Below are 19,279 nucleotides of genomic sequence, written 5' to 3'. Positions count from 1 at the left end.
CGGCGAATCTCCTCGCGGGCGTCGTGATGGACCTCCTCCTGCATGACCCGTTCCGTCGGGCGCGCATCGCGCCCGAACTCCACACACGGGTTTCGGCTGTTCAGCCCGGCGGGCGCGGGCCAGCGTGTGGGTTTCGGGTGTGATTCGGGCCCGAAACCCACACGCTGGTTCAGTACGGCTGGACGGGAGCGCCGGGCGTTCAGACCGCGACGGGATCCGGGCCGCCGGTCATCGGGCGTTGTCGCCGCCGGGCACCCACTTGACGTCGCCGGACGGGTTGGCCACCCGGCTCAGGATGAACAGCAGGTCGGAGAGCCGGTTCAGGTATTTCAGGGGCAGGTCGCCGGTCCGGTCCGGCTCCTGCTCGTAGAGGGCCCAGGCGGTGCGCTCGGCGCGGCGGGCCACGGTCCGGGCGACGTGCAGCAGCGCCGCCCCGGCGGTGCCGCCCGGAAGGATGAAGCTGTCCAGTGGGGCCAGGCGCTCGTTGAACTCGTCGCACCACGTCTCCAGGCGGGTCACATAGGCCTCGGTGATCCGCAACGGTGGGTACGGCGGGTTGTCGGTCACCGGGTTGCCCAGGTCGGCGCCCAGGTCGAACAGGTCGTTCTGGATCGCGGACAGCACCGTTCGTACGTCATCGGGCAGGTCACCGAGCGCGAGCGCCACGCCGACCGCGGCGTTGCACTCGTCGGTGTCCGCGTAGGCGGCGATCCTCGGTGCCGTCTTCGGCACCAGTTCGTTGTTGACCAGGCGGGTCTGCCCGGCATCGCCGGCCCTGGTGTAAATGCGGGTGAGATGCACAGCCATGGCCCCACCCTACGAGGCGCGGCTGGGCCGTGGCTCCTACGATTGCCCGCGTGGATGTGATCAGGGTGAAGGGCGGGGCCCGCCTCGCCGGAGACGTCATGGTGGGCGGCGCGAAGAACTCGGCGCTCAAGCTGATGGCGGTCGCGCTGCTGGCCGAGGGGCGCAGTGTGGTGGCGAACGTTCCCCGGATCACCGACATAGCCATCATGGCCGAGGTGCTCCGCCGGCTCGGCTGCGACGTCACGCTGGACGGCACCGAGGCGATCATCGACGTGCCCGCCGAGCCGGGCAGCGAGGCCGACTACGACCTGGTCCGGCGGCTGCGCGCGTCGATCTGCGTGCTCGGTCCGCTGCTGGCCCGCCGGGGCTATGTGCGGGTCGCCCTGCCCGGCGGTGACATGATCGGCTCCCGCGGGCTCGACATGCACATGTCCGGGCTGGCCCGGATGGGCGCGGAGATCTCCAGCGAGCACGGCTTCGTGATCGCGTCGGCGCCCGGCGGCCTGCGCGGCGCCAAGATCTGGCTGGACTTCCCGAGTGTCGGCGCCACCGAGAACATCCTGATGGCCGCGGTCCTGGCCAAGGGCGTCACCGAGATCGACAACGCGGCCCGGGAGCCGGAGATCGTCGACATCTGCGAGATGCTCAACGCGATGGGGGCCACGGTCACCGGCGCCGGCACCTCCACCCTGGTGATCGAGGGGGTGCAGGGTCCGCTGAGGCCGGTCCGGCACACCACGGTCGGCGACCGGATCGTCGGCGGCACGTGGGCGTACGCGGCGGTGATGACCCGCGGCGACGTGACCGTGCACGGCGTGCGGCCCGAGTTCCTGGACATCGCGCTGGACAAGCTGGTGACCGCGGGCGCCACCGTCGAGCCGGGGGACGGCCGTTTCCGGGTGCGGACCAGCGAGCGGCCGCGCGGCGTCGACATCGTGACCCTGCCCTATCCGGGGTTCGCCACCGATCTGCTGCCGATGGCGCTCGGTCTGGCCGCGGTGGCCGAGGGCTCGTCGCTGATCACCGAGAACATCTTCGACGGCCGGTTCATGTTCGTGAACGAGATGGTGCGGTTGGGGGCGGACATCCGTACCGACGGGCACCACGCTGTCGTCAACGGGCGGGACCGGCTGTCCGGGGCGCCGGTGCGGGCCACCGACATCCGGGCCGGCGCGGGTCTCGTCATCGCCGGGCTGTGCGCCGACGGGGTGACCGAGGTGGGCGAGGTGCACCACATCGACCGCGGCTACCCGGATTTCGTGGCCGACCTGGCCCGGCTCGGCGTCGAGGTGGAGCGCATCGACGTGCCGGAGCCGACCTTCGACTTCTGAGGTGTCAGAAGGAGGCGACCAGGCGGCGCGCCTCCTCCACCTCCTCGCAGAAGACGAGGACGCTCACCCGGCCGTCGCGCCGGATCGCCGTGGTGGCACGGATGCCCGCATCGGTGAGGAGCCGCCGGATCTCGTCGGCCACCTCGGGGGCTTCGGTGACGGCGGCGGGGAAGAGCAGGCCGTAGTCGTCCCACTCACCGAAGATCGCCAGGCCGTCCGCGTACCGGTCCCGGGCCGGCCCGCCGGGGGAGCCGGTGGGTTGCAGGCCCATGCGCCAGAACACCGCGCCGAGAAAGCCGACCAGACCGACGGCGATCAGCGGTCCGATGAGGTACCAGCCGTCGCTCGTGGCCATACGCACAGTCTGACACCGCGAATCTCCGTTATCCGGCGATTCACCCTGATCGGAGGCTGTACTGAACCTGCGTTAAGCTGACGGCGCCTTTAGCGAAGGAGTGCAGCATGGCGGGTCGTCTCGCGGTCATCGGTTCCGGATTGATGGGATCCGGCATCGCCCAGGTCTCGGCGCAGGCCGGATGGCAGGTCACCATGCGGGATGTCGACGACGCCTCGCTCCACCGCGGCATGACCGCGATCAGGGACTCGCTGAGCCGGTTCGCGGCCAAGGGCAAGATCAGCGAGGCGGACGTGGAGGCCGCTCTCGCCCGGATCACCCCCACCACCGACCTCGACTCGGCCGCCGACGCCGACGTGGTGGTCGAGGCGATCTACGAGAAGGTCGAGGCCAAGCACGAGGTCTTCAAGGCCCTCGACAAGATCTGCAAGCCCGGCGTGATCCTCGGCACCAACACCTCGGCCATCCCGATCACCCAGATCGCGACGGTCACCAGCCGACCCGAATCGGTCGTCGGCATCCACTTCTTCTCGCCGGTCCCGATGATGAGGCTGGTCGAGCTGGTCCGCGGCTACCAGACCTCCGACGAGACCCTCGCCGCCGCGCGCTCCTACGCCGAAGAGGTCGGCAAGACGTGCGTCGAGGTCCGGCGCGACGTCGCCGGTTTCGTCTCCAACCGGCTCTTCTCGGCCATCCTCGTCGAAGCGATCAAGCTGGTCGAGTCCGGCGTCGTCTCCGCCGCCGACCTGGACACGGTCATGAAACTCGGGTTCGGCCACGCCATGGGCCCGCTCGCCACCGTCGACCTCACCGGCCTCGACGTGATGCTCAACGCGGCGAGCAACATCTACCGTGACACCGCCGACGAGAAGTTCTTCCCGCCGGAGCTCCTCCAGCGCATGGTCCAGGCCGGCGATCTCGGTCGCAAAACCGGCAAGGGCTTCTACCAGTACTGATCTTCTCCGGTCGGCCGGGTGCCGGGTCGCGCTCAGCGGGCCCGGCACGCTCGCGGCCGCCCGATCAGGTTCCGCCGGCGGGACGGCCCTCGTTACCGGGGACGAGGAACGCCGTACCGGAAAAGGGTGCGGCCGTCAGCGGGTCGCGGCGAAGGACAGGGACAGGGCTGTGGCGGCGACCATGCCGCCCAGCAGGGTGAGGCCGATGCCGCCGATGTCGAGGCGGGCGTGCAGGCGCGCGTGGGCCGCGTAGGCGGCCAGGGGGACGCCCGCGGACGGGGCGACCAGGAAGGTGAGCCAGCCGAGACCGCGGATGGCGGCGCCACCCCAGGCGGTGGTGTCGCCGAAGGTGACCAGGCCGACCGCGACCAGGCCGGTGAGCGCAGCGGCCAGCGCGCCTGCCAGCGGGAGCGCGGGCAAGGCCCAGCGGGGCAGGGAGCCGTTGCCGGCCGGGCGGACCGTGACATCGATGCGGTCGGCGGCGCGGGAGAGCAGCACGCGGGGGGACTGGCGGCCGGGCGGCACCACGTCCTCACCGGGTTCGGGCCGGCGTTGCAGGGCCACCCGGGGCATGGCTTCCACGGGGGCGGGTTCGGGGAGTTCGCCGAGCGCGCGGATCCGCGGGCCGCGGGCGCGGCGGAGCTGCTCCCAGAGGCGGGCGGCTTCCCGGTCGACGTCGAGGACCTGGGCGGCGGCGGCGCCGGCCCAGCGGTCGGCGGCCAGGGCGTCGCTCTCGGCTCGGGCGAGTTCGCCGGCGGCGCGGGTGGCGCTGTCCTGGTAGGCCTGTTCGGCGTCGCTCAGTTCGGCGTCGCGGCGGCGGGTCACGTCCGCGAGCGCGCTCACCATGAGCTGGTAGTCGCGGCCGAGCGGCTGGCGGTCACGTATGGTCACTGTTCACCTCGTACGGGATGATCACCTCGGGCGTGCGGTGCACCGAGCGGTCGAAGAACAGGGCGCGGCGCGGGCGCGGATGCCAGAGCGGCCCGCCCGGCTGCGGGTAGAGCGGCGCCAGGTCGGAGCCGTGCACGTCGAGGGCGACCCACGCGCCGATCGGGTCGAAGCGGCCGGCCAGGTCGTCGCGGAGCCGGCCGGCGCCACGCCACCAGCCGAGCACGTGGATCCGCTTCTCCGGGCCGTCGGTGAGCAGCGCCCGCAGGGCCGGGCGGTGCGGTGGCCCGGCCGCGTCCAGCCCGTACCCGATCACGTAGCGGGGCACGTCGGAGGCGGGCGGGTCGAAGTGGACGTCGGAGGAGTCGTACCAGTCGGCGGTGGGGAGTTCGGCGACGAGCCGGGCGGCGGCGCGTTCGGCGGCCGGCTCCAGGCAGACGATGCTGAAGTGGGCGGGGCCCTGGGCGGCCAGCGACAGCGCGGCAGCGGCCAGCACGTCACAGGCCTCGTCGGCGCGGGCGCCGAGGACCGCCAGGTTGCGGCCGGGCATCCGGCCGAGCCGGAGACGGGCGGGCCGGGCGGACACGTCGATGCGCTCGCCGAGCACCGCGCCCGGTGACGAGCCGACCGGGGCGCCGGCTGACGGCACCCGCCCGGACGGCCGGTACGCCGACGGCAGCCGGGGCACCGCCTTGCCGTCGAAGAGCCGCGGCTCCTCGCATCCGGAGGGCCGGGACCGCCACAGCCGCCGTTGGACGGCCCGCCACGCGGTCCGGTCGCCGGCGTCCGGGAGCCGGACCACCCGGTTCGCCCCGGCCAGGCCGGACTCGGTGTTCACGACGGCGTGGTGGCGGGGGATGACGGAAGCGGCCAGGTTGTCGTCGGTCAGCACCCGGCGTGCCTTGGGCAGGGCGATCCGCAGGGTGAACTGGGCGATCAACCCGGGACGGCCCCACAGCGCCTGGATGCCGGTCACCTCCTGGCAGGCCAGGATCAGGTGCACGCCGTGCGTTCGCCCGCGCCGGGCCAAGTCCTCGAGCAGTTCCGCGGCCTCGTCGGCGATGGCGTCCCGGCCGTCGAGCAGCACCGGGAACTCGTCGATCACCGCGACGATCCGGGGCCACTGCCCACCGGGGTCGGCGCCGCGCAGCCCGGACAGGCCGTCGGTGTCGTGGCGTTTGCCGGCCTGGGCCCGGGTGCGCAGTTCCTCGCCCAGATGCCGCAGCATGGCCAGGGCGAACTCACGGTCGCCGGACACGTTCACCCCGGCCAGCCGGACCTGCGGCAGCCAGCTCGGGTCGCGGGGGCTGGGCACGTACCGGGCGAAGGACTCGTCGCCGGTGAAGTCGAGCAGGTAGAGGGCCAGTTCCTCGGGGCCGTAGCGGGTGGCGAGCGACCCGAGCCAGGTGTGGATCAGGTTGGTCTTGCCGGATCCGGCCGGGCCGCCGATCAGCGCGTGCGGCGGGTCGTCGCCGAGCCGCACCTCGACCAGGGAGCCGTCGGTGCTGTCGCCGAGGGGCGCGATCAGGCCGTGCCGGGAGGATTCGGCCCAGGTCCGGGCCGGTTCCAGGTCGGCGAGCCGGGCCGGGGGCGGTCCTTCGCGCAGCCGGACGGCGACGTCCCTGCAGAACGCGGCGACCCGTTCGGACGGCGGTGGCGGGTCCAGCCGGATCTCCAGGCGTCCCAGCGAGCCGCAGGTGGCGATCCGGTCCCGGACCACGATCCGTTCGACCGTCGCATGATCTGCCAGCTCCAGCCCGCGGGCCACCAGATGCACCCCGCGGCCCACCCCGGTACGCACGATCCGGTCCAGTCGGGCCCGCTGTGCCCGGGTCATCTCCTCGGTGGTGGCCCGGTCGGCGAGCAGCACCACGAGCCGCCACGTCTCCCGTCCGGCGACTGAGCAGAGGTGTTCGGCCAGTTCGTCGAGGAGTGCGGTGAGCCCGCCCGGCCCGACGATCCGCGGTTCGAGCGGCGCGAACGCCCCGAGTGTGCCGCCCAGCCGCTCCGGGTCGTAGACGGTCAGTTCGACCTCGCCGGGCCGGGTGCTGCCGAGGGCCCGCAGCAGCAGTCCGGTGATCACCTCGTCGAGCGCCGCGGGCGGGCCGCTCAGGTGCAGGTGCGCCACGTCGAGCAGGGGGACGAGGCCGGGCAGTGCGGTCGTCCCCTCGAAGTCGATGGTGCCGATCCGCAGCAGGCCGGGGGATTTGCCGGGGACGGGTTCGCTGGGCGCCCACAGTCCCCACGGCGCCCCGGCCGCGCCGGTGGCGCTGACCGTGGCGAGTCCGCGCAGGTGGCCGGCGAGCCGGGTGGCTTCGCCGCGATAGCGGTTCTCGATGTCGGCGCGGGTCGCCTCCCGGGCCGCGGCGAGACGGCTCAGGCAGGTGGCGTACGCCTCCCGGACGAGCTGTCGCCGCTGCTGTGCCTCGCCCCGGGCCGATTCGGCGGCGGCCAGGACGGCACGGGCGGTGCCCCGCGCCTCGGCGAGCTCCTGCCGGATAGCGGCGACCAGCGCGTTGCGGTGGCTAACCACGCGTTACCCCGGCGTCCATGCTGGGGGATTTTAATCACCTATGCGCAGTTTATCCGTTTACTGGCTGCGTGTCGTGCGCGCCGTCCGGCCCGGCCGGGAGTTCCTGCCGCCGGGTGGCCACCTCCGACCACAGCCGCTCGGCCACGATCATCGCGCCCTCCCGGATCCACTGCTTGGTGACCGCCTCCGGCACGTACCGCCGGAACCAGTCGGCCGCCAGCCGTGCCTCCCGGCTCATCCCGTCGGTCTTCGGGCGCCGAGCGTACGGGTTGATCCCCAGCACGCAGCAGAACTGGAGAACGTTGTAGTACCGCCAGTCGTCGGTGGTCCCGAACGGCCCGGGCGGGCGCAACGCCGAGACGCTCTCCCGCAGCACGGCCCGCAGCTCCCGCGCCCGCGCCCGCGGCTGATCCTCCCGCCCGGCCAGCCGCCGCTCCACCGACGGCAGATCGGTCAGCGGGCTGCGGGCCAGCCGGTTCAGATCGGCGAAGTCGTGCAGCGCCCGCCGGGTCATCCGCAGGAACTCGGTCTCGCCGACGGTGTTCAGCCGCCGGTGCTGACGGCGGCGCAGCAGCGCGTCAGCGTTCAGGAACAGAGCCGCCCGGTCCGAGCGCAGCGGGCCGTCGTCGGCCAGCGCCAGCCGGTCCAGCAGCCGGCGCACCTGACCGCCCAGGCCGGCCGGCGTGGCCCCGGCCGCCAGCACCACGAACTGCAACGCGGCCACCCCGTCGTGCGCCGGAACCAGGAACATCGTGGCCGCCGCCGGGATCCCGGCCAGCACCACCACGGCGAGCCCGGCGGCCAGGGCGCGCCGCAGGTCGGGCCGCAGCCGCTCGCCGGTCTCCGCGGCGTGCGCCACCGCGACCAGATAACCGGCCACCAGCAGGTCCAGGCCCAGAGCGGCGATCGCGGCGCGGGCGCCCCCGGAGGTGAACAACAGCAGCCCGAGCGCCGCCGTGCACAGCACCGTCATCACGGTCAGCGCGGCCGGCAGCATCCGCGGCGTCACCTGGGCGCGCAGCCGCCACAACAGGGTCAGGCCGCCGACCAGCGGGGCCAGCACCACGAGGCGGCCCGCCTGCGGCAAAAAGACGATCATCAGAAGGAACGCCGCGCCGAGGGCCAGGGCGCCCCGGTCCACCGAACGGCGCTCGGTCGGTGTCAGCGGCAGCAGCGCCACCACCGCACCGGCCCAGCACAGCGCCGGGACGCAGAGCAGGATCTCGGCGGTGTCGGAGCCCGGGGCCATCGTCCAGGCGGCCACTCCGAGGGCGTACGACACGAGGGCCGCCGCCTGCCAGCGCAGCGTGGCACGCTTCGGATCCCGGCTGATCAGGTAACAGGCGAGCCACCAGGCGAGGGCGAAGGCGGGTACTGCGATCGCGGGCACCCGAGAAGTCAACCAAACAGGTGACGGGTCTCGACACTCCCGATCCGCTCCCGCTTCCGGCGGCGGCGCCGGCGCACCACCCAGATCGCCGCACACACGAACACGCCCAGTCCGATCAGCACCAGCACCGGAAGCACGATGGCCAGCACCGACATGACCACGCTGCCGATGTCCTCGGCCGTGCTGGCGACCGGCGCGCCGAGCCCTCCGGTCGTCGCATTGACCACGGGCCGGGAAGCCGATTTCACACCGTGGACGCAGAGGGCGATCACCACACCCGCCGCGATGGGCACCCACTGGTTCGAGGAGAAGAACGCTCCCGGATCGGCGACGGTCACCGTCTCGGAGGACGAACCCGCGCCGAACGCCAGGCCACCCGCGGTCGGCCGGACGAACGTCTGCACCACGTCGTTCACGTGGTCGACCACCGGGACCTTGTCCGCCACCACCTCGATCGCCAGCAGGACCGCCAGGATCGTGAGGGTCCAGCCGTTGGACACCCAGGCCCAGCCGGCCGGCAACTCGATGGCGTCGGTGTAGCGGGCCAGCAAGCCCATGGTGAGCAGGGGTATGTAGGCGTTCAGGCCGGCCGACGCGGCCAGACCGGTACCGGTCAATGCTTCGAGCACGATCTCAGCATGGCACCGCCGCGCTCGTGGTGCCCGCCGGGCGATGGCGTGACGTCAGGTACCGTCGCTGCGTGCGCCTGGTCATCGCGAAATGCTCTGTGGACTATGTCGGCCGCCTCTCCGCCCACCTGCCTCCGGCGGTGCGGCTGCTGATGGTCAAAGCCGACGGTTCGGTGTCGATCCATGCCGACGACCGTGCCTACAAGCCGCTCAACTGGATGAGCCCGCCCTGCAAGCTGCAGGAGGCCCCGGGCGTCTGGAAGGTGGTCAACAAGGCCGGCGAGGAGCTGCGGATCACCCTGGAGGAGGTCTTCCAGGACTATTCGTACGAGCTGGGCGCCGACCCCGGACTCCAGAAAGACGGCGTCGAGGCGCACCTCCAGGAGTTGCTGGCCAAACACCCGGAGACCTTCGGGGCGGGCTTCACCCTGGTCCGCCGCGAGTTCATGACCGCCATCGGGCCGGTCGACCTGCTCTGCAAGGACGCCGACGGCGGCTCGGTCGCGGTCGAGGTCAAACGGCGCGGCGAGATCGACGGCGTGGAGCAGCTCACCCGGTACCTGGAGCTGATGAACCGTGATCCGCTGCTCGCCCCGGTGAAGGGCGTCTTCGCGGCACAGGAGATCAAGCCGCAGGCCCGGGTGCTCGCCACCGACCGCGGTATCCGCTGCGTCGTCGTCGACTACGACGCCCTGCGTGGCATGAAGCGCGACGAACTGACCCTCTTTTAAAGGCATTCATCCGGTACGCCCGGATTTCAGCGTGCGGCCAGCTCCACCCGCTCCGGTGAGGTGGAGACGGTCATGTAGGCGAGCGTGCCCACGACGGCGACACCCAGCTGAAAGAGCAACAGGGACCAGGTGGCCGGCGCGGCCGTCACCAGGGCGACCACCGTGGGCAGCGCCAGGATCAGCAGGTCCAGGCCGGCGAAGGCGTGCAGGAGCGGGCCGGTAGGGACCGAACCCATCGGCGTCTCGAACGGCAGCAGATCGTTGCGGACCAGACCGGTCCGGGCCGCCCGCAACCCCGCGATCGCGCCGACCGGGCCCAGCGCCAGGCCCAGCGGCCACCACTGGCCCGGCGGGAGCGCGCCGGTCAGCTGGAGCTGGCCCAGCGCCAGGGTGGCCCAGACCGTGCCCACCGCGGCCGGCACCCACAGCCGCTGCCACAGGGCCTGCCGTGAGGTCAGGCCCAGCAGGCGCAGCAGCACCGGGTTGGTGGCATCGGTCCGTACCGGGGCCGTCGTGGTGCGGGCCACGACCATCGTGCCGATCAACAGCGTGCCGGCGAGCAGCCAGGCCGGGGCGCCGGACAGCAGCAGCGGCAGCGTGGTGGCGGCCGCCGCCCACAGCAGGCGCGGCAGACGCCGCCGGGCCAGCAGCAGATCCTGCCCGGTCAGTGGTGGCAGGCGGCGCGGCAATGGGGTGGACCGCAGGCGGCGGTGCGCCCAGTAGCGGCGCTCCAGCATGTCGGCCAGAAACGACGGCTCCACGCCGTACACCGAGTCGGCCAGGGTGCCGGCCGTCTTCGCCGACTCCAGGATGCGGTCGTTCGGAGTGCGGGCGAGGTCGCGTACGGCGAGAAGGAGACCGGCGGCGGCGACCACCGTGAGCAGCCCGGTGAGCGGAACCACGACGGCGGCCGGCGGCCACCCGCCCGGGGTGGGCGGCGTCCACCCGGCCTCCTCGGCGACCAGCGTGGCCAGCCCCGCGGCGATCGCCAACCGGGCGACCGTGTCGGCGATCCGGCCCGTCCGGGGCCTGGCCTGCGCGAGCGCGGCGGCCAGGGTGAGCAGCACACCCAGCACGGCACCGGTCCCGGTCAGGGCGATCGTGCCGGTGGAGGCGGCGTGACCGAGGATGCCGAGAGCCGTGGCGGCCCCGGCCAGTGCCGCGCCGACCGCCGCGACGGCCAGCGTGGGCGACAGCAGCCGGCGGCGGCTCACCGGTGCGGTGAGCAGGAAGTACGCGGCCGGGCGGCTGACCGTGACCGGGCCCAGCCGGCGCAGCGTGGCGAAGATCAGCCCGGCGCAGACGGCGGCCCACGCCAGCGCGCCGGAGCCGGTGAGGCTCGGGACCAGCGGGCTGAAGACCGCCGCCAGCGTCTCCTGCGCCATGGCGGCCAGCACCAGGACCGAGAAGACGAACACGTACGCCGTGGCGGCGGTCTCCCCACGATCGCGGTGGGCGGCCTGGGTCCGGCGGATCCAGCGGCGCACCGGCCGCAACTCGACGACGGTCACAGCACGTCCATCGAGATGATGTCGGCGCCCGAGGCGACCGCGAACTTGTCGTCGTGGCTGGCCAGCAGCAGCGAGCCGCCACCGGCCAGGTAGTCGGCGAGCATCCCGGCGACCATGGCCCGGCCGTCCGGGTCCAGCCGCTGCTCCGGCTCGTCCAGGATGAGCAGCCCGCTCGGGCGCAGCAGCACCAGCGCCAGGGTGAGCCGCTGCTTCTGGCCCGAGGAGAGCGACGGCGGGATGGCGTCGGCGTGCCCGCCCAGCCCGAACCGCTCCAGCGCCTCGTCGATGCCCGCCTCGGCCGGGTCCTGCCCGTGCGCCCGGCAGACCAGCTCGGCGTGCTCGCGGGCGGTCAGGCCCGGGTACCAGGTCGGCGGCTCCACCGTGGTGGCCACCGCCCGCCAGAAATCCGGGCGGTCGCCGGGCTCGCCGCCGAACACCCGGATCACGCCCGAGTCGGGACGCTGCAGGCTGCTCACACAGCGCAGCAGCGTGGACTTGCCGATGCCGTTCTCGCCGGTGACACAGACGCCGGCGCCGGCCGGGACGGTGAGTCCCACATCCACCAGCACCGGCGTCGAACCGTAGCTCACATTCAGATCATTGACTTCGACTGCGGGATGATCGGCCACTCCGTCGAGACTAAGGCTTGCGTCCATACAGCAGGCGCAGCGCTTTCACGATCTGCTTCACCTGGGCCGGGGTCCGTTCGAAGGTCATCGCCGGGAGCAGGGACGGGCCACGCCGTACGGTGATCGCCTTGGCACGGGCGAACTCGCGCAGCCCGTCGTCGCCGTGGATGCGCCCGAAGCCGGACTCGCCGACCCCGCCGAACGGCAGGTTGCCCATGCCGACGAAGGTGAGCGTCCCGTTCACCGCGACCATGCCGGAGCGCAGGCGGCGGGCGATCCGGATCGCGTTCTTCTTTCCGAAGACGGAGCCGCCCAGGCCGTACGGGGTGTCGTTGGCCTTGGTGACGGCCTCGTCGGCGTCCCGGACCCGGGTGATGGTGAGGGTCGGTCCGAAGGTCTCCTCACGGATCTCCGACGAGTCCTCGGGCACGTCCACCAGCACGGTGGGGGAGACGTACGGCGCCTGCACGGCCTCCGCGCCGCCGAGCACCGCCCGGCCGCCCTTGGCCAGCGCGTCCTCGATGTGGTCGCGGATGATGTCGAGCTGCTTCGGCATGGTGATCGGGCCGATCTCCTCGCCGGTGCGCAGCTTTCCGGCCTTCGCCACGACGGCGTCCACGAACCGGTCGTAGACCGGCTCCACGGCGTAGACCCGTTCGATGCCGATGCACGTCTGCCCGGCGTTGGTCATGGCGCCCCAGACGGCGGCCTCGGCGGCCGCCTCCACGTCCGCGTCGGCGTCGACGATCAGCGCGTCCTTGCCGCCGGCCTCGATCACCACCGGGACCAGGTTCTCCGCGCAGGCGGCCATCACCTTCTTGGCGGTGGCGGTCGAGCCGGTGAAAGCGATCTTGCCCACTCCGGAGCGGCACAGCGCGCCACCGACGTCACCGAGCCCGTGCACCACCTGCAGCACCGGGTGCTCCGGCACCACCTCGGCGAACGAGTCGGCCAGCCACTGACCGACCACCGGCGTGTACTCGCTCGGTTTGAGGACGATCGCGTTGCCGGCCGCCAGGGCGCCGCTGATCGGGCCGATCGGGGTGACGATCGGATAGTTCCACGGGCCGATCACGCCGACCACGCCGAACGGCTGGTACTCCAGGTGGCCGGAGTGCTCGGCGACCAGCAGCCGGGTCCGGACGCGGCGCGGCCCGAGCACCCGCTTGGCGTTGCGGGCCGCCCAGTCCAGGTGTTCGACGGCGGCGGTGGCCTCGATCAGGCCGTCGGTGACCGGCTTGCCGGACTCGCGGTGGGTCAGTTCGGCGAGCTCCTCGATCCGCTGCACGATCAGCGAACGCCAGCGCAGCAGCCGGGTCTTACGGCCGTCGAAGCCGAGGCTCCGCCACCAGACGGCCGCCGCGCGGGCGCGATCGACGGCCGCGAGGACCGCCTTCTCGTCGGCGACCGGTACGCGCCCGGCCTCCTCGCCGGTGGCCGGGTTCGTCGAGATCAGCTGGCCGTCCTCGATCACGGGCAGGCCGGGAACGTGAGTCGCCGTCATGTCCGCGAGTCTAGGGTGATTGTTACCAATGAGTCACTACGTACGCTTGAGGTTGTGAGCCCCCGCCGTAATCGCCCCCGGTCCGCCAAGAAGGAAGAGGAACGGCCCGACCGTCCCGGCATCACCGAGGACCGCGTCCAGCAATGGCAGGACGGTGAGTACATGGTGCGGAACGTGTTCGGCGGGGCGGCGGTGAAGACGTACCGCTGCCCGGGTTGCGTCCAGGACATCCGGCCGGGCGTGGCGCACGTGGTGGCCTGGCCGGTGGACGACCGTGGCGGCCTCACCGACCGGCGGCACTGGCACACCGGCTGCTGGCGGGCCCGCGACCGTCGCGGTCCGGGAGTGGAGCGATCGCGCAGCGCCCCACGCTATGGTCGATGATCCCGGTATGACCAAACACATCCGTGCCAACTCGATCCTCCCCGCGCACCGGGAGGACATCGAGCTACACACCGCCGACGGCGTCACCCTCGTCGGTGAGCTGGCCCGCCCGCTCGACCGCGAACCGGTGGCCACCCTCGTCTGCCTGCACCCGCTGCCCACCCACGGCGGCATGATGGACAGCCACGTCTACCGCAAGGCGGCGTGGCGGCTGCCCGCCCTGGCCGGGATCGCCGTGCTGCGGTTCAACACGCGCGGCACCAGCAGCGTCCGGGGCACCAGCGGCGGGACGTTCTCGCAGGCGGTGGACGAGCGCTACGACGTGGCCGCCGCGATCGAGTTCGCGGAGTTCGCCGACCTGCCGCACATCTGGCTGGTCGGCTGGTCCTTCGGCACCGACCTCACCCTCATGTACGGGCTGGACCCGGCGGTCACCGGCGCGATCCTGCTCTCCCCGCCGCTGCGTTTCGCCCAGCCGGAGCATCTGGCCGCGTGGGCCGGGTCGGGCAAGCCGCTGACCGCGCTGATCCCCGAGTTCGACGACTATCTGCGCCCGGCCGAGGCGGCCGAACGGTTCGCGGCGATCCCGCAGGCGGAGGTGGTGCCGATGGCCGGCGCCAAGCACCTGTGGGTCGGCGACGCCGAGACGGTCCTGGACGAGATCGTTCGCCGGACGGCCCCCGGGGTGCCGACCCCGCTGCCGTCGACGTGGGACGGCCCGATGGAGACCGGCGACGCCAGCGCCTACGCCGACCGGACGGTCGCCGCCTTCAACGCTCCTCAAGACTAGGGAAGGTCACCTCGCGCAGGATCAGCTGGACGGCGGCCACCATCGGGATCGCGACCAGGGCGCCGACGACCCCGAACAGCCCGACCCCGACCAGGGCCGCCACCAGCGCCGCGACGTCACTGACCCGCACCGACCGGCGCATCACCCGCGGGTAGATCAGATAGTTCTCCACCTGCTGGTAGATGACGAAGAACACGATGCAGACGATCCCGTCGGTGACCGAGGACGCCAACCCGACCAGGCTCACCACGACGGCGCCGATGGTCGCGCCGATCTGCGGGATCAGGTCGCACACGGCGACCACCACGGCCAGCGCGAACGGGTAGGCCAGGCCCAGCACGAGCGCCAGCACGAAGGTGCTCGTCCCGGCCAGGATCGCGATCGCCAGCGCCCCGACCATGTAGGCGCCCACCTTGGTGAGGATCTCGTCGGTGAGCAGCTCCACCCGCTCCCGGCGGGAGGCCGGCGCCAGGCGGTACCCGGTCGCCTTGATCCGGTCGAAGGCGGCCATGAAGTAGATCGTCAGCACCAGCACGGTCAGGATGTTGAAGATCGTGCCGAACAGCAGCCGGGCGCCGCCGACCACTCCGCCCAGGGCGTTGCCGATCGTCCCGGCGTTCACCGCGCCCTGCACCCTGTTCGCGATGTCGTACCGCTGCACCAGTTCGTTGACCGTCTCGCTGCGGCGCAGGCCCTCGACCACCCCGGGAGCGTTGTTGATCAGCTCGGTGGTCTGCGTGACCAGCGGCGGGATCAGCGCCACCAGGCCGCCGACCAGCAGCAGGACCACGCTCAGCGCCACGACCGCCACGGCTGCGGCGCGCGGCAGGCCCCAGCGGCGCAGCCGGCTCACGGCCGGGTTGAGGCCGATCGCCAGGAACAGCGCGATGAAGATCAAAACCAAGATGGAAGCGGCATTTCGTACGCCGAGGAAGAGCGTGTACGCCATGATCGCGCCCAGGCCGAAGAGGAAGCCGAGCAGGACCGGATTACGCCGGCTCAGCGGGGGGCCGGGCGTGCCGAAGGGTTTGTCCTCAATGGGCGGAGGGGGCGGCGGAGGCGGTTCGGTGGTGGGCGGCTCGGCGGACATCGATAGAGGCTATCGCCGCCGGGCCACCCTCTGCCACCGGTGACTAGTCGGCCTCGGCCGGCACCCGGCTCGCCTGCGGCACCGTCACCTTCGCCGAGGCGGTGACCTTGGCGGGTGGCTCCTTGTCGGCCGCCTGCCCCGCCGCCGGGGCAGGCGGGTCCGCGGGGTGCCCGTCGTCCTCCGGCTCGGCGGCGGCCGCCAGCACCGCGGCGGCGGCCAGCTCGGCCACGCGTTTCGCCTCTTTCTGCACCTGACGGCGAACCTCGGCGGCGTGCCGCTCGGCCGCCTCACCGGAGCGCTTGGCCTCGGCGACCCGCTTCAGCTCGGCCTCCAGCTGCTGTTGCGTCTCGGCGAGCCGCTGCCGGATCCGCTCGGTCTCCTGCCCGGCCGCCTTCGCCTCCTCCTGCGAGGCGCTCCGCCGCTTCTCGGCGTCGGACACCTCGGCGAGCGCGGCCTCCAGCTCGCGGCCCGCCTGGGCGATCTTCTCCTGCTGGGCGGCGATCTCCTTGCGAACCGCGGTGGCCTGGTCGTCGGAGCGGCGCAGCACCTCCTCGGCGTACTTGTCGGCCTCACTGCGCAGGTCGGCGCACTGCTTCTCGACGCCGGCCCGCATCTGACCCAGCTCCTCGATCACCGAGTGCCGGCGCAGCGCCAGCTCGTGCTCGACCGCGGCCTTGAGATCGGCCTGCTCGCGCTCCGCCTCGGCGCGCTGCGCGGCGATCTCGGCTTGCGTCCTCTCCCGCAGCGCCTTGAGCTCCTGCTCCGCCTGCATCCGGGTGGACTGCACGTAGCCGTCCACTTCGGCGCGGGCGCGCTGAGCGTCCTGAGTGGCCTTCTCGACGATGTGCTTGCCCTCGTTGCGGGCCCGCCCCAGAACCGCCTCGGCCTCGGCGCGCATCTGCTCGGCGGACTGCCGGGCGGCCGCCATCGCCTTGTCGGTGGCCGCCCGCTTCGCGGCGTCCACCTTCTCCTCCTCGGCGCGGCGCGCGGCCAGGGCGATCTCGAAGTCCCGGATGCCGTCGTGGGCGTGCGCCTCGGCCTCCGCCCGGATCCGTTCCGCCTCGGCGAGCCGGCTCGCGATGTCGTCGGTGGCGGACGCCTTGATCGCCTCGGCCTGCTCCTCGGCGAGGATCAGGATCTGCTCCACCCGCTTGCCGAGGTGCCGGAACGACACCTCGCCGCTGATCCCGGAGTCGCGCCGGGCCTGGGTGAGCTCCGCCTGCAGGCCCTTGATCTGCGCGCTCAGCGCCTGGATCTGCGAATACGCCTGCTCGCGGTCGTTGAGGAGGGCGGCTATCTCGTTCTCCGCCCGGGTCACGTATCGCTCGACCTGCTTCTTCTCATAGCCCCGGAGGGCCGTCTCGAAGCTGGGCTCGGTGGCCGCCTCTCCGCCGAGACCGAAGATTTCACCGCCGTGCGACATGCTGTCCATCCTCACATACGCATCGTCCCGTGGCGTGTCGATACACACCGGGTTGGAAGAGACCATGCGGGTAGTTGCGATTTGTCTGACCTCGGTTTGCAAACCCAGGCAAGCGCCCAAACGAGTCAGGCCGTACCGGAGAAACTCCGGTACGGCCTGATTTCGTCATGTCCCGCCCGGCGGGTTCACCGTCGCGCATACGCGTCGGTACCGCAACCGGAGGGCGGTCAGCGTCTGGTCAGGATTGGTTCTGAGCCGGCACCGGCTCCTCGGCGGCCTCCGCCTCGCCGGCCTTATCGGCCTGCGGAGTCTCCTGCTCAGGGGCCCGCTGGGCGGGCGCCTCGGCCGGTTTCGCGGCGGCGGCGGCAGCCGCGGCGGCGGCCGGAGCGGCAGCCCCGCCGACCCCCGGGACGAGCCCGGAGAGGCCGGACAGCATCTGCCCGAGCTGGTTGGTGACCGCGTCCTTCTGACGAGTGAGGTCCTCGACCTCCCGGCGTGCCGCCTGGGTGGTCAGCTCGGCCTCGGTCCGGGCCTCGCTGAGCAGCCGGTTGCCCTCGGCGCGGGCCTCGGTGACGGTCTTCTCCGCCAGGGCGCGCGCCTTCTCCACGGTTTCCGAGGAGTAACGCTCGGACTCGACCCGGCGGCTCTCGGCGCGCTGCTCGATCTCCTTGGCGCGGTCCTCGGCGGCGCGGGCCCGCTCCTCGGCCTCGGAAACCATCTTCTGGGTGGCGGCGACCTGGGCGGCGTGCCGTTCCGACTCCTCGCGCTCGGCCTTCTCCCGGCGCTCGGCGATCTCCAGGGCCAGGGCCTGGAGATCCTTGTCGCGCTTGTCGCGGGCGTCGGTGAGCAGCTTGGTGGCCTCGGCGCGCTTCTCCTCGGCCTCCCGGGCGGCCTTCGCCCGGGCCTGGGTGATCTCCCGCTCGGCGGTGGCGCGCATCGAGGCGACCTCGCGCTCCACGGTCGACTTGAGCTCGGCGACCTCGTGCGCCGTGACCGTCCGGAGCTGCTTGGTCTCCCGGTCGGCGTCCGATCGCAGCGTGTCGGCCTCGCGGCGGGCCTGGACACGCGTCTCGGCGGCCTCCCGCTCGGCGTGCGTGCGCACCTGGCCGGCCTCGCGCTCGGCGGTCGCCTTCATGGCGGCGGCCTCGGCGCGGGCCTTGTCGGTGATCTCACGGGCCTCGAGACGGGCCGCGGAGAGAATGCCCTCAGACTCCCGCTTCGCCTCGTTGCGGTGATCGTTCGCCTGTTCCTCGGCGAGACGCAGGATCTGCTCGACCCGGGTGCCCAGCCCGGAGAGCGTCGGCCGGTTGTTCTCCTCCAGCAGCTTGTTGCTGTCGGCCAGCTTCTGCTCGAGCGCGTTGAGCCGCTGCTCGGCCTGGCGCAGCCGGCGCTGAGCGTCGTTCATCCGCTGCTCGGCCTCGCCGCGGGCCTGCTCGGACTGGTTCAGCGCGGCGAGCAGCCGTCCGATGTGTCCATCGACCTGGTGACGGTCGTAGCCGCGGAGCACGACCGTGAAGTCGTGCTGCGAATTCGCGGTCTCGAAGAAGGCCAGGTTCTGATCCTGCTGCTGGGGCATTGCGCCATCCTGGCGAGAAGAGAACGGACATGCAAGAGCCGGGGGGCATCCCGACCGCATCGTAGATCAGCTTTGACCTGGACCGTCGCGCGGCCCCGGACCGTTCGGGCGAAGGCCCCGGCCTACCGGCCGGTCCGGTGTCCTCCCGCCGCCACCTGGACAGTCGGGGCTTCGGGCGATCCCGGCCCCACCGTCGACGTCGTCGGCCCTGCTCAATGGGCACGATCCTGCCAGGTGACCGGGGCCACGTCAGGTCGAATCACCCGACCGGTGTACCCCCTTCCGCGGGCTCGACCAGCTCCACCAGCACACCTCCGGCGTCCTTCGGGTGGACGAAGTTGATCCGGGAACCGGCGGTGCCACGTTTGGGGGCGTCGTACAGAAGGCGCAAACCGCGGGCCCGCAGCGCGTCGGCGGCCGCCTCGACGTCGGCCACCGTGTAGGCCAGCTGCTGCAGGCCGGGGCCGCTGCGATCGAGGAACTTCGCGATCGCCGAGTCGGGGCGGGCCGGCGCCAGCAGTTGCAGCCGGGGCCCGGCGCCGTCGCCGACCGCGAGCATCGCCTCCTGTACGCCCTGCTCCTCGTTCGTCTCCCGGTGCACGCAACAGAGGCCGAAGGTCGCCGTGTAGAAGGCGATGGCCTCGTCCAGGTCGGGCACCGCTACGCCGACGTGGTCGATGCGGAGCAGTCCGGGCAATGTGACATTCTCGTTCGGTCCGGAGCTCGGGGTGTCGTCTGTCATGCGGCTAGTC

The 19,279-nt window shown here is 72.3% G+C and carries 18 protein-coding genes; 5 read left to right on the top strand and 13 right to left on the bottom strand.

Translation table 11 applies throughout. The features are described 5' to 3' along the window. Positions 1–228: 228 nt before the first annotated feature. Positions 229–807: a cob(I)yrinic acid a,c-diamide adenosyltransferase gene (locus tag AB0I88_RS29660; protein WP_361031776.1), complete on the bottom strand. Its 579-nt coding sequence runs from the start codon at positions 805–807 to the stop codon at positions 229–231. Positions 808–848: 41 nt separating this feature from the next. On the opposite strand from AB0I88_RS29660, the gene murA reads away from it, so the two are divergent. Next, positions 849–2,138, top strand: coding sequence for a UDP-N-acetylglucosamine 1-carboxyvinyltransferase (murA, locus tag AB0I88_RS29655; protein ID WP_361031785.1), 1,290 nt, complete (start codon positions 849–851; stop codon positions 2,136–2,138). 4 nt (positions 2,139–2,142) lie between these two features. Here murA and AB0I88_RS29650 read toward each other — a convergent pair whose 3' ends face one another. After that, positions 2,143–2,493 carry a hypothetical protein gene (locus tag AB0I88_RS29650; RefSeq protein WP_361031773.1) on the bottom strand — a complete coding sequence of 117 codons (351 nt, stop codon included), beginning with the start codon at positions 2,491–2,493 and terminating at the stop codon, positions 2,143–2,145. Between the two features lie 107 nt (positions 2,494–2,600). On the opposite strand from AB0I88_RS29650, the gene AB0I88_RS29645 reads away from it, so the two are divergent. Next, complete coding sequence (locus AB0I88_RS29645) at positions 2,601–3,449, top strand: 3-hydroxyacyl-CoA dehydrogenase family protein (RefSeq protein WP_361031770.1); 849 nt, start codon at positions 2,601–2,603, stop codon at positions 3,447–3,449. 135 nt (positions 3,450–3,584) lie between these two features. On the opposite strand, the gene AB0I88_RS29640 is transcribed toward AB0I88_RS29645, so the two are convergent. Genes AB0I88_RS29640 through AB0I88_RS29625 form a run of 4 tightly spaced genes read right to left on the bottom strand, consistent with a single transcriptional unit; the run spans position 3,585 to position 8,889 of the window. After that, positions 3,585–4,340 carry a hypothetical protein gene (locus AB0I88_RS29640; protein WP_361031768.1) on the bottom strand — a complete coding sequence of 252 codons (756 nt, stop codon included), beginning with the start codon at positions 4,338–4,340 and terminating at the stop codon, positions 3,585–3,587. Continuing rightward, entirely contained in the window at positions 4,327–6,870 is a 2,544-nt protein-coding gene (locus tag AB0I88_RS29635; RefSeq protein ID WP_361031765.1) for an FtsK/SpoIIIE domain-containing protein, read from the bottom strand. Before AB0I88_RS29635 ends, AB0I88_RS29640 begins: the two co-directional genes overlap by 14 nt. Before the next feature lie 49 nt (positions 6,871–6,919). Next, complete coding sequence (locus AB0I88_RS29630) at positions 6,920–8,260, bottom strand: hypothetical protein (RefSeq protein ID WP_361031762.1); 1,341 nt, start codon at positions 8,258–8,260, stop codon at positions 6,920–6,922. 8 nt (positions 8,261–8,268) lie between these two features. Further along, entirely contained in the window at positions 8,269–8,889 is a 621-nt protein-coding gene (locus AB0I88_RS29625) for a DUF4126 domain-containing protein (protein ID WP_361031759.1), read from the bottom strand. A 71-nt stretch (positions 8,890–8,960) separates the two neighbouring features. Between AB0I88_RS29625 and nucS the strand changes: the two genes are divergently transcribed. Beyond that, a complete protein-coding gene (gene nucS / locus AB0I88_RS29620; protein WP_361031756.1) occupies positions 8,961–9,620 on the top strand; it encodes an endonuclease NucS in 660 nt (219 codons plus the stop codon). A 26-nt stretch (positions 9,621–9,646) separates the two neighbouring features. On the opposite strand, the gene AB0I88_RS29615 is transcribed toward nucS, so the two are convergent. From AB0I88_RS29615 to AB0I88_RS29605, 3 genes are read right to left on the bottom strand one after another with little or no spacing between them, the layout of a single operon-like run. Next, positions 9,647–11,131 carry a DUF6297 family protein gene (locus tag AB0I88_RS29615; RefSeq protein WP_361031753.1) on the bottom strand — a complete coding sequence of 495 codons (1,485 nt, stop codon included), beginning with the start codon at positions 11,129–11,131 and terminating at the stop codon, positions 9,647–9,649. Further along, positions 11,128–11,787, bottom strand: coding sequence for an ATP-binding cassette domain-containing protein (locus AB0I88_RS29610; RefSeq protein ID WP_361031751.1), 660 nt, complete (start codon positions 11,785–11,787; stop codon positions 11,128–11,130). Before AB0I88_RS29610 ends, AB0I88_RS29615 begins: the two co-directional genes overlap by 4 nt. Beyond that, a complete protein-coding gene (locus tag AB0I88_RS29605; protein WP_361031748.1) occupies positions 11,771–13,264 on the bottom strand; it encodes an aldehyde dehydrogenase family protein in 1,494 nt (497 codons plus the stop codon). The genes AB0I88_RS29610 and AB0I88_RS29605 overlap by 17 nt, the downstream gene beginning before the upstream one ends. A 54-nt stretch (positions 13,265–13,318) precedes the next feature. Here AB0I88_RS29605 and AB0I88_RS29600 point away from each other — a divergent pair, with 54 nt between their 5' ends. Together AB0I88_RS29600 and AB0I88_RS29595 are read left to right on the top strand one after the other, a co-directional pair. Further along, entirely contained in the window at positions 13,319–13,648 is a 330-nt protein-coding gene (locus AB0I88_RS29600; RefSeq protein ID WP_361031745.1) for a hypothetical protein, read from the top strand. A gap of 7 nt (positions 13,649–13,655) precedes the next feature. Continuing rightward, positions 13,656–14,438: an alpha/beta hydrolase gene (locus AB0I88_RS29595; protein WP_361031743.1), complete on the top strand. Its 783-nt coding sequence runs from the start codon at positions 13,656–13,658 to the stop codon at positions 14,436–14,438. On the opposite strand, the gene AB0I88_RS29590 is transcribed toward AB0I88_RS29595, so the two are convergent. From AB0I88_RS29590 to mce, 4 genes are all read right to left on the bottom strand, one after another. Further along, complete coding sequence (locus tag AB0I88_RS29590; protein ID WP_361031740.1) at positions 14,419–15,528, bottom strand: AI-2E family transporter; 1,110 nt, start codon at positions 15,526–15,528, stop codon at positions 14,419–14,421. The genes AB0I88_RS29595 and AB0I88_RS29590 overlap by 20 nt on opposite strands. Before the next feature lie 43 nt (positions 15,529–15,571). Beyond that, positions 15,572–16,960: a Laminin subunit beta-1 gene (locus AB0I88_RS29585; RefSeq protein ID WP_361031782.1), complete on the bottom strand. Its 1,389-nt coding sequence runs from the start codon at positions 16,958–16,960 to the stop codon at positions 15,572–15,574. A gap of 229 nt (positions 16,961–17,189) precedes the next feature. After that, the gene (locus tag AB0I88_RS29580; protein ID WP_361031737.1) at positions 17,190–18,527 is read right to left on the bottom strand and encodes a cell division protein DivIVA; all 1,338 of its coding nucleotides are present in this window, start codon (positions 18,525–18,527) and stop codon (positions 17,190–17,192) included. A 259-nt stretch (positions 18,528–18,786) separates the two neighbouring features. Further along, positions 18,787–19,269, bottom strand: coding sequence for a methylmalonyl-CoA epimerase (gene mce, locus AB0I88_RS29575; RefSeq protein WP_361031734.1), 483 nt, complete (start codon positions 19,267–19,269; stop codon positions 18,787–18,789). Positions 19,270–19,279: the final 10 nt, after the last annotated feature.

Source organism: Actinoplanes sp. NPDC049802 (assembly GCF_040656595.1).
Taxonomy (GTDB): domain Bacteria; phylum Actinomycetota; class Actinomycetes; order Mycobacteriales; family Micromonosporaceae; genus Actinoplanes.
This window is presented reverse-complemented; position numbering and strand designations above follow the sequence as displayed.

Coding starts and splice junctions, on each gene's coding strand:
- AB0I88_RS29645 (WP_361031770.1), top strand. CDS start 2,601: ATGGCGGGTCGTCTCGCGGTCATCGGTTCCGGATTGATGGGATCCGGC.
- AB0I88_RS29590 (WP_361031740.1), bottom strand. CDS start 15,528: ATGTCCGCCGAGCCGCCCACCACCGAACCGCCTCCGCCGCCCCCTCCG.
- AB0I88_RS29595 (WP_361031743.1), top strand. CDS start 13,656: ATGACCAAACACATCCGTGCCAACTCGATCCTCCCCGCGCACCGGGAG.
- AB0I88_RS29650 (WP_361031773.1), bottom strand. CDS start 2,493: ATGGCCACGAGCGACGGCTGGTACCTCATCGGACCGCTGATCGCCGTC.
- AB0I88_RS29605 (WP_361031748.1), bottom strand. CDS start 13,264: ATGACGGCGACTCACGTTCCCGGCCTGCCCGTGATCGAGGACGGCCAG.
- AB0I88_RS29660 (WP_361031776.1), bottom strand. CDS start 807: ATGGCTGTGCATCTCACCCGCATTTACACCAGGGCCGGCGATGCCGGG.
- AB0I88_RS29580 (WP_361031737.1), bottom strand. CDS start 18,527: ATGCCCCAGCAGCAGGATCAGAACCTGGCCTTCTTCGAGACCGCGAAT.
- AB0I88_RS29585 (WP_361031782.1), bottom strand. CDS start 16,960: ATGGACAGCATGTCGCACGGCGGTGAAATCTTCGGTCTCGGCGGAGAG.
- AB0I88_RS29610 (WP_361031751.1), bottom strand. CDS start 11,787: ATGGACGCAAGCCTTAGTCTCGACGGAGTGGCCGATCATCCCGCAGTC.
- mce (WP_361031734.1), bottom strand. CDS start 19,269: ATGACAGACGACACCCCGAGCTCCGGACCGAACGAGAATGTCACATTG.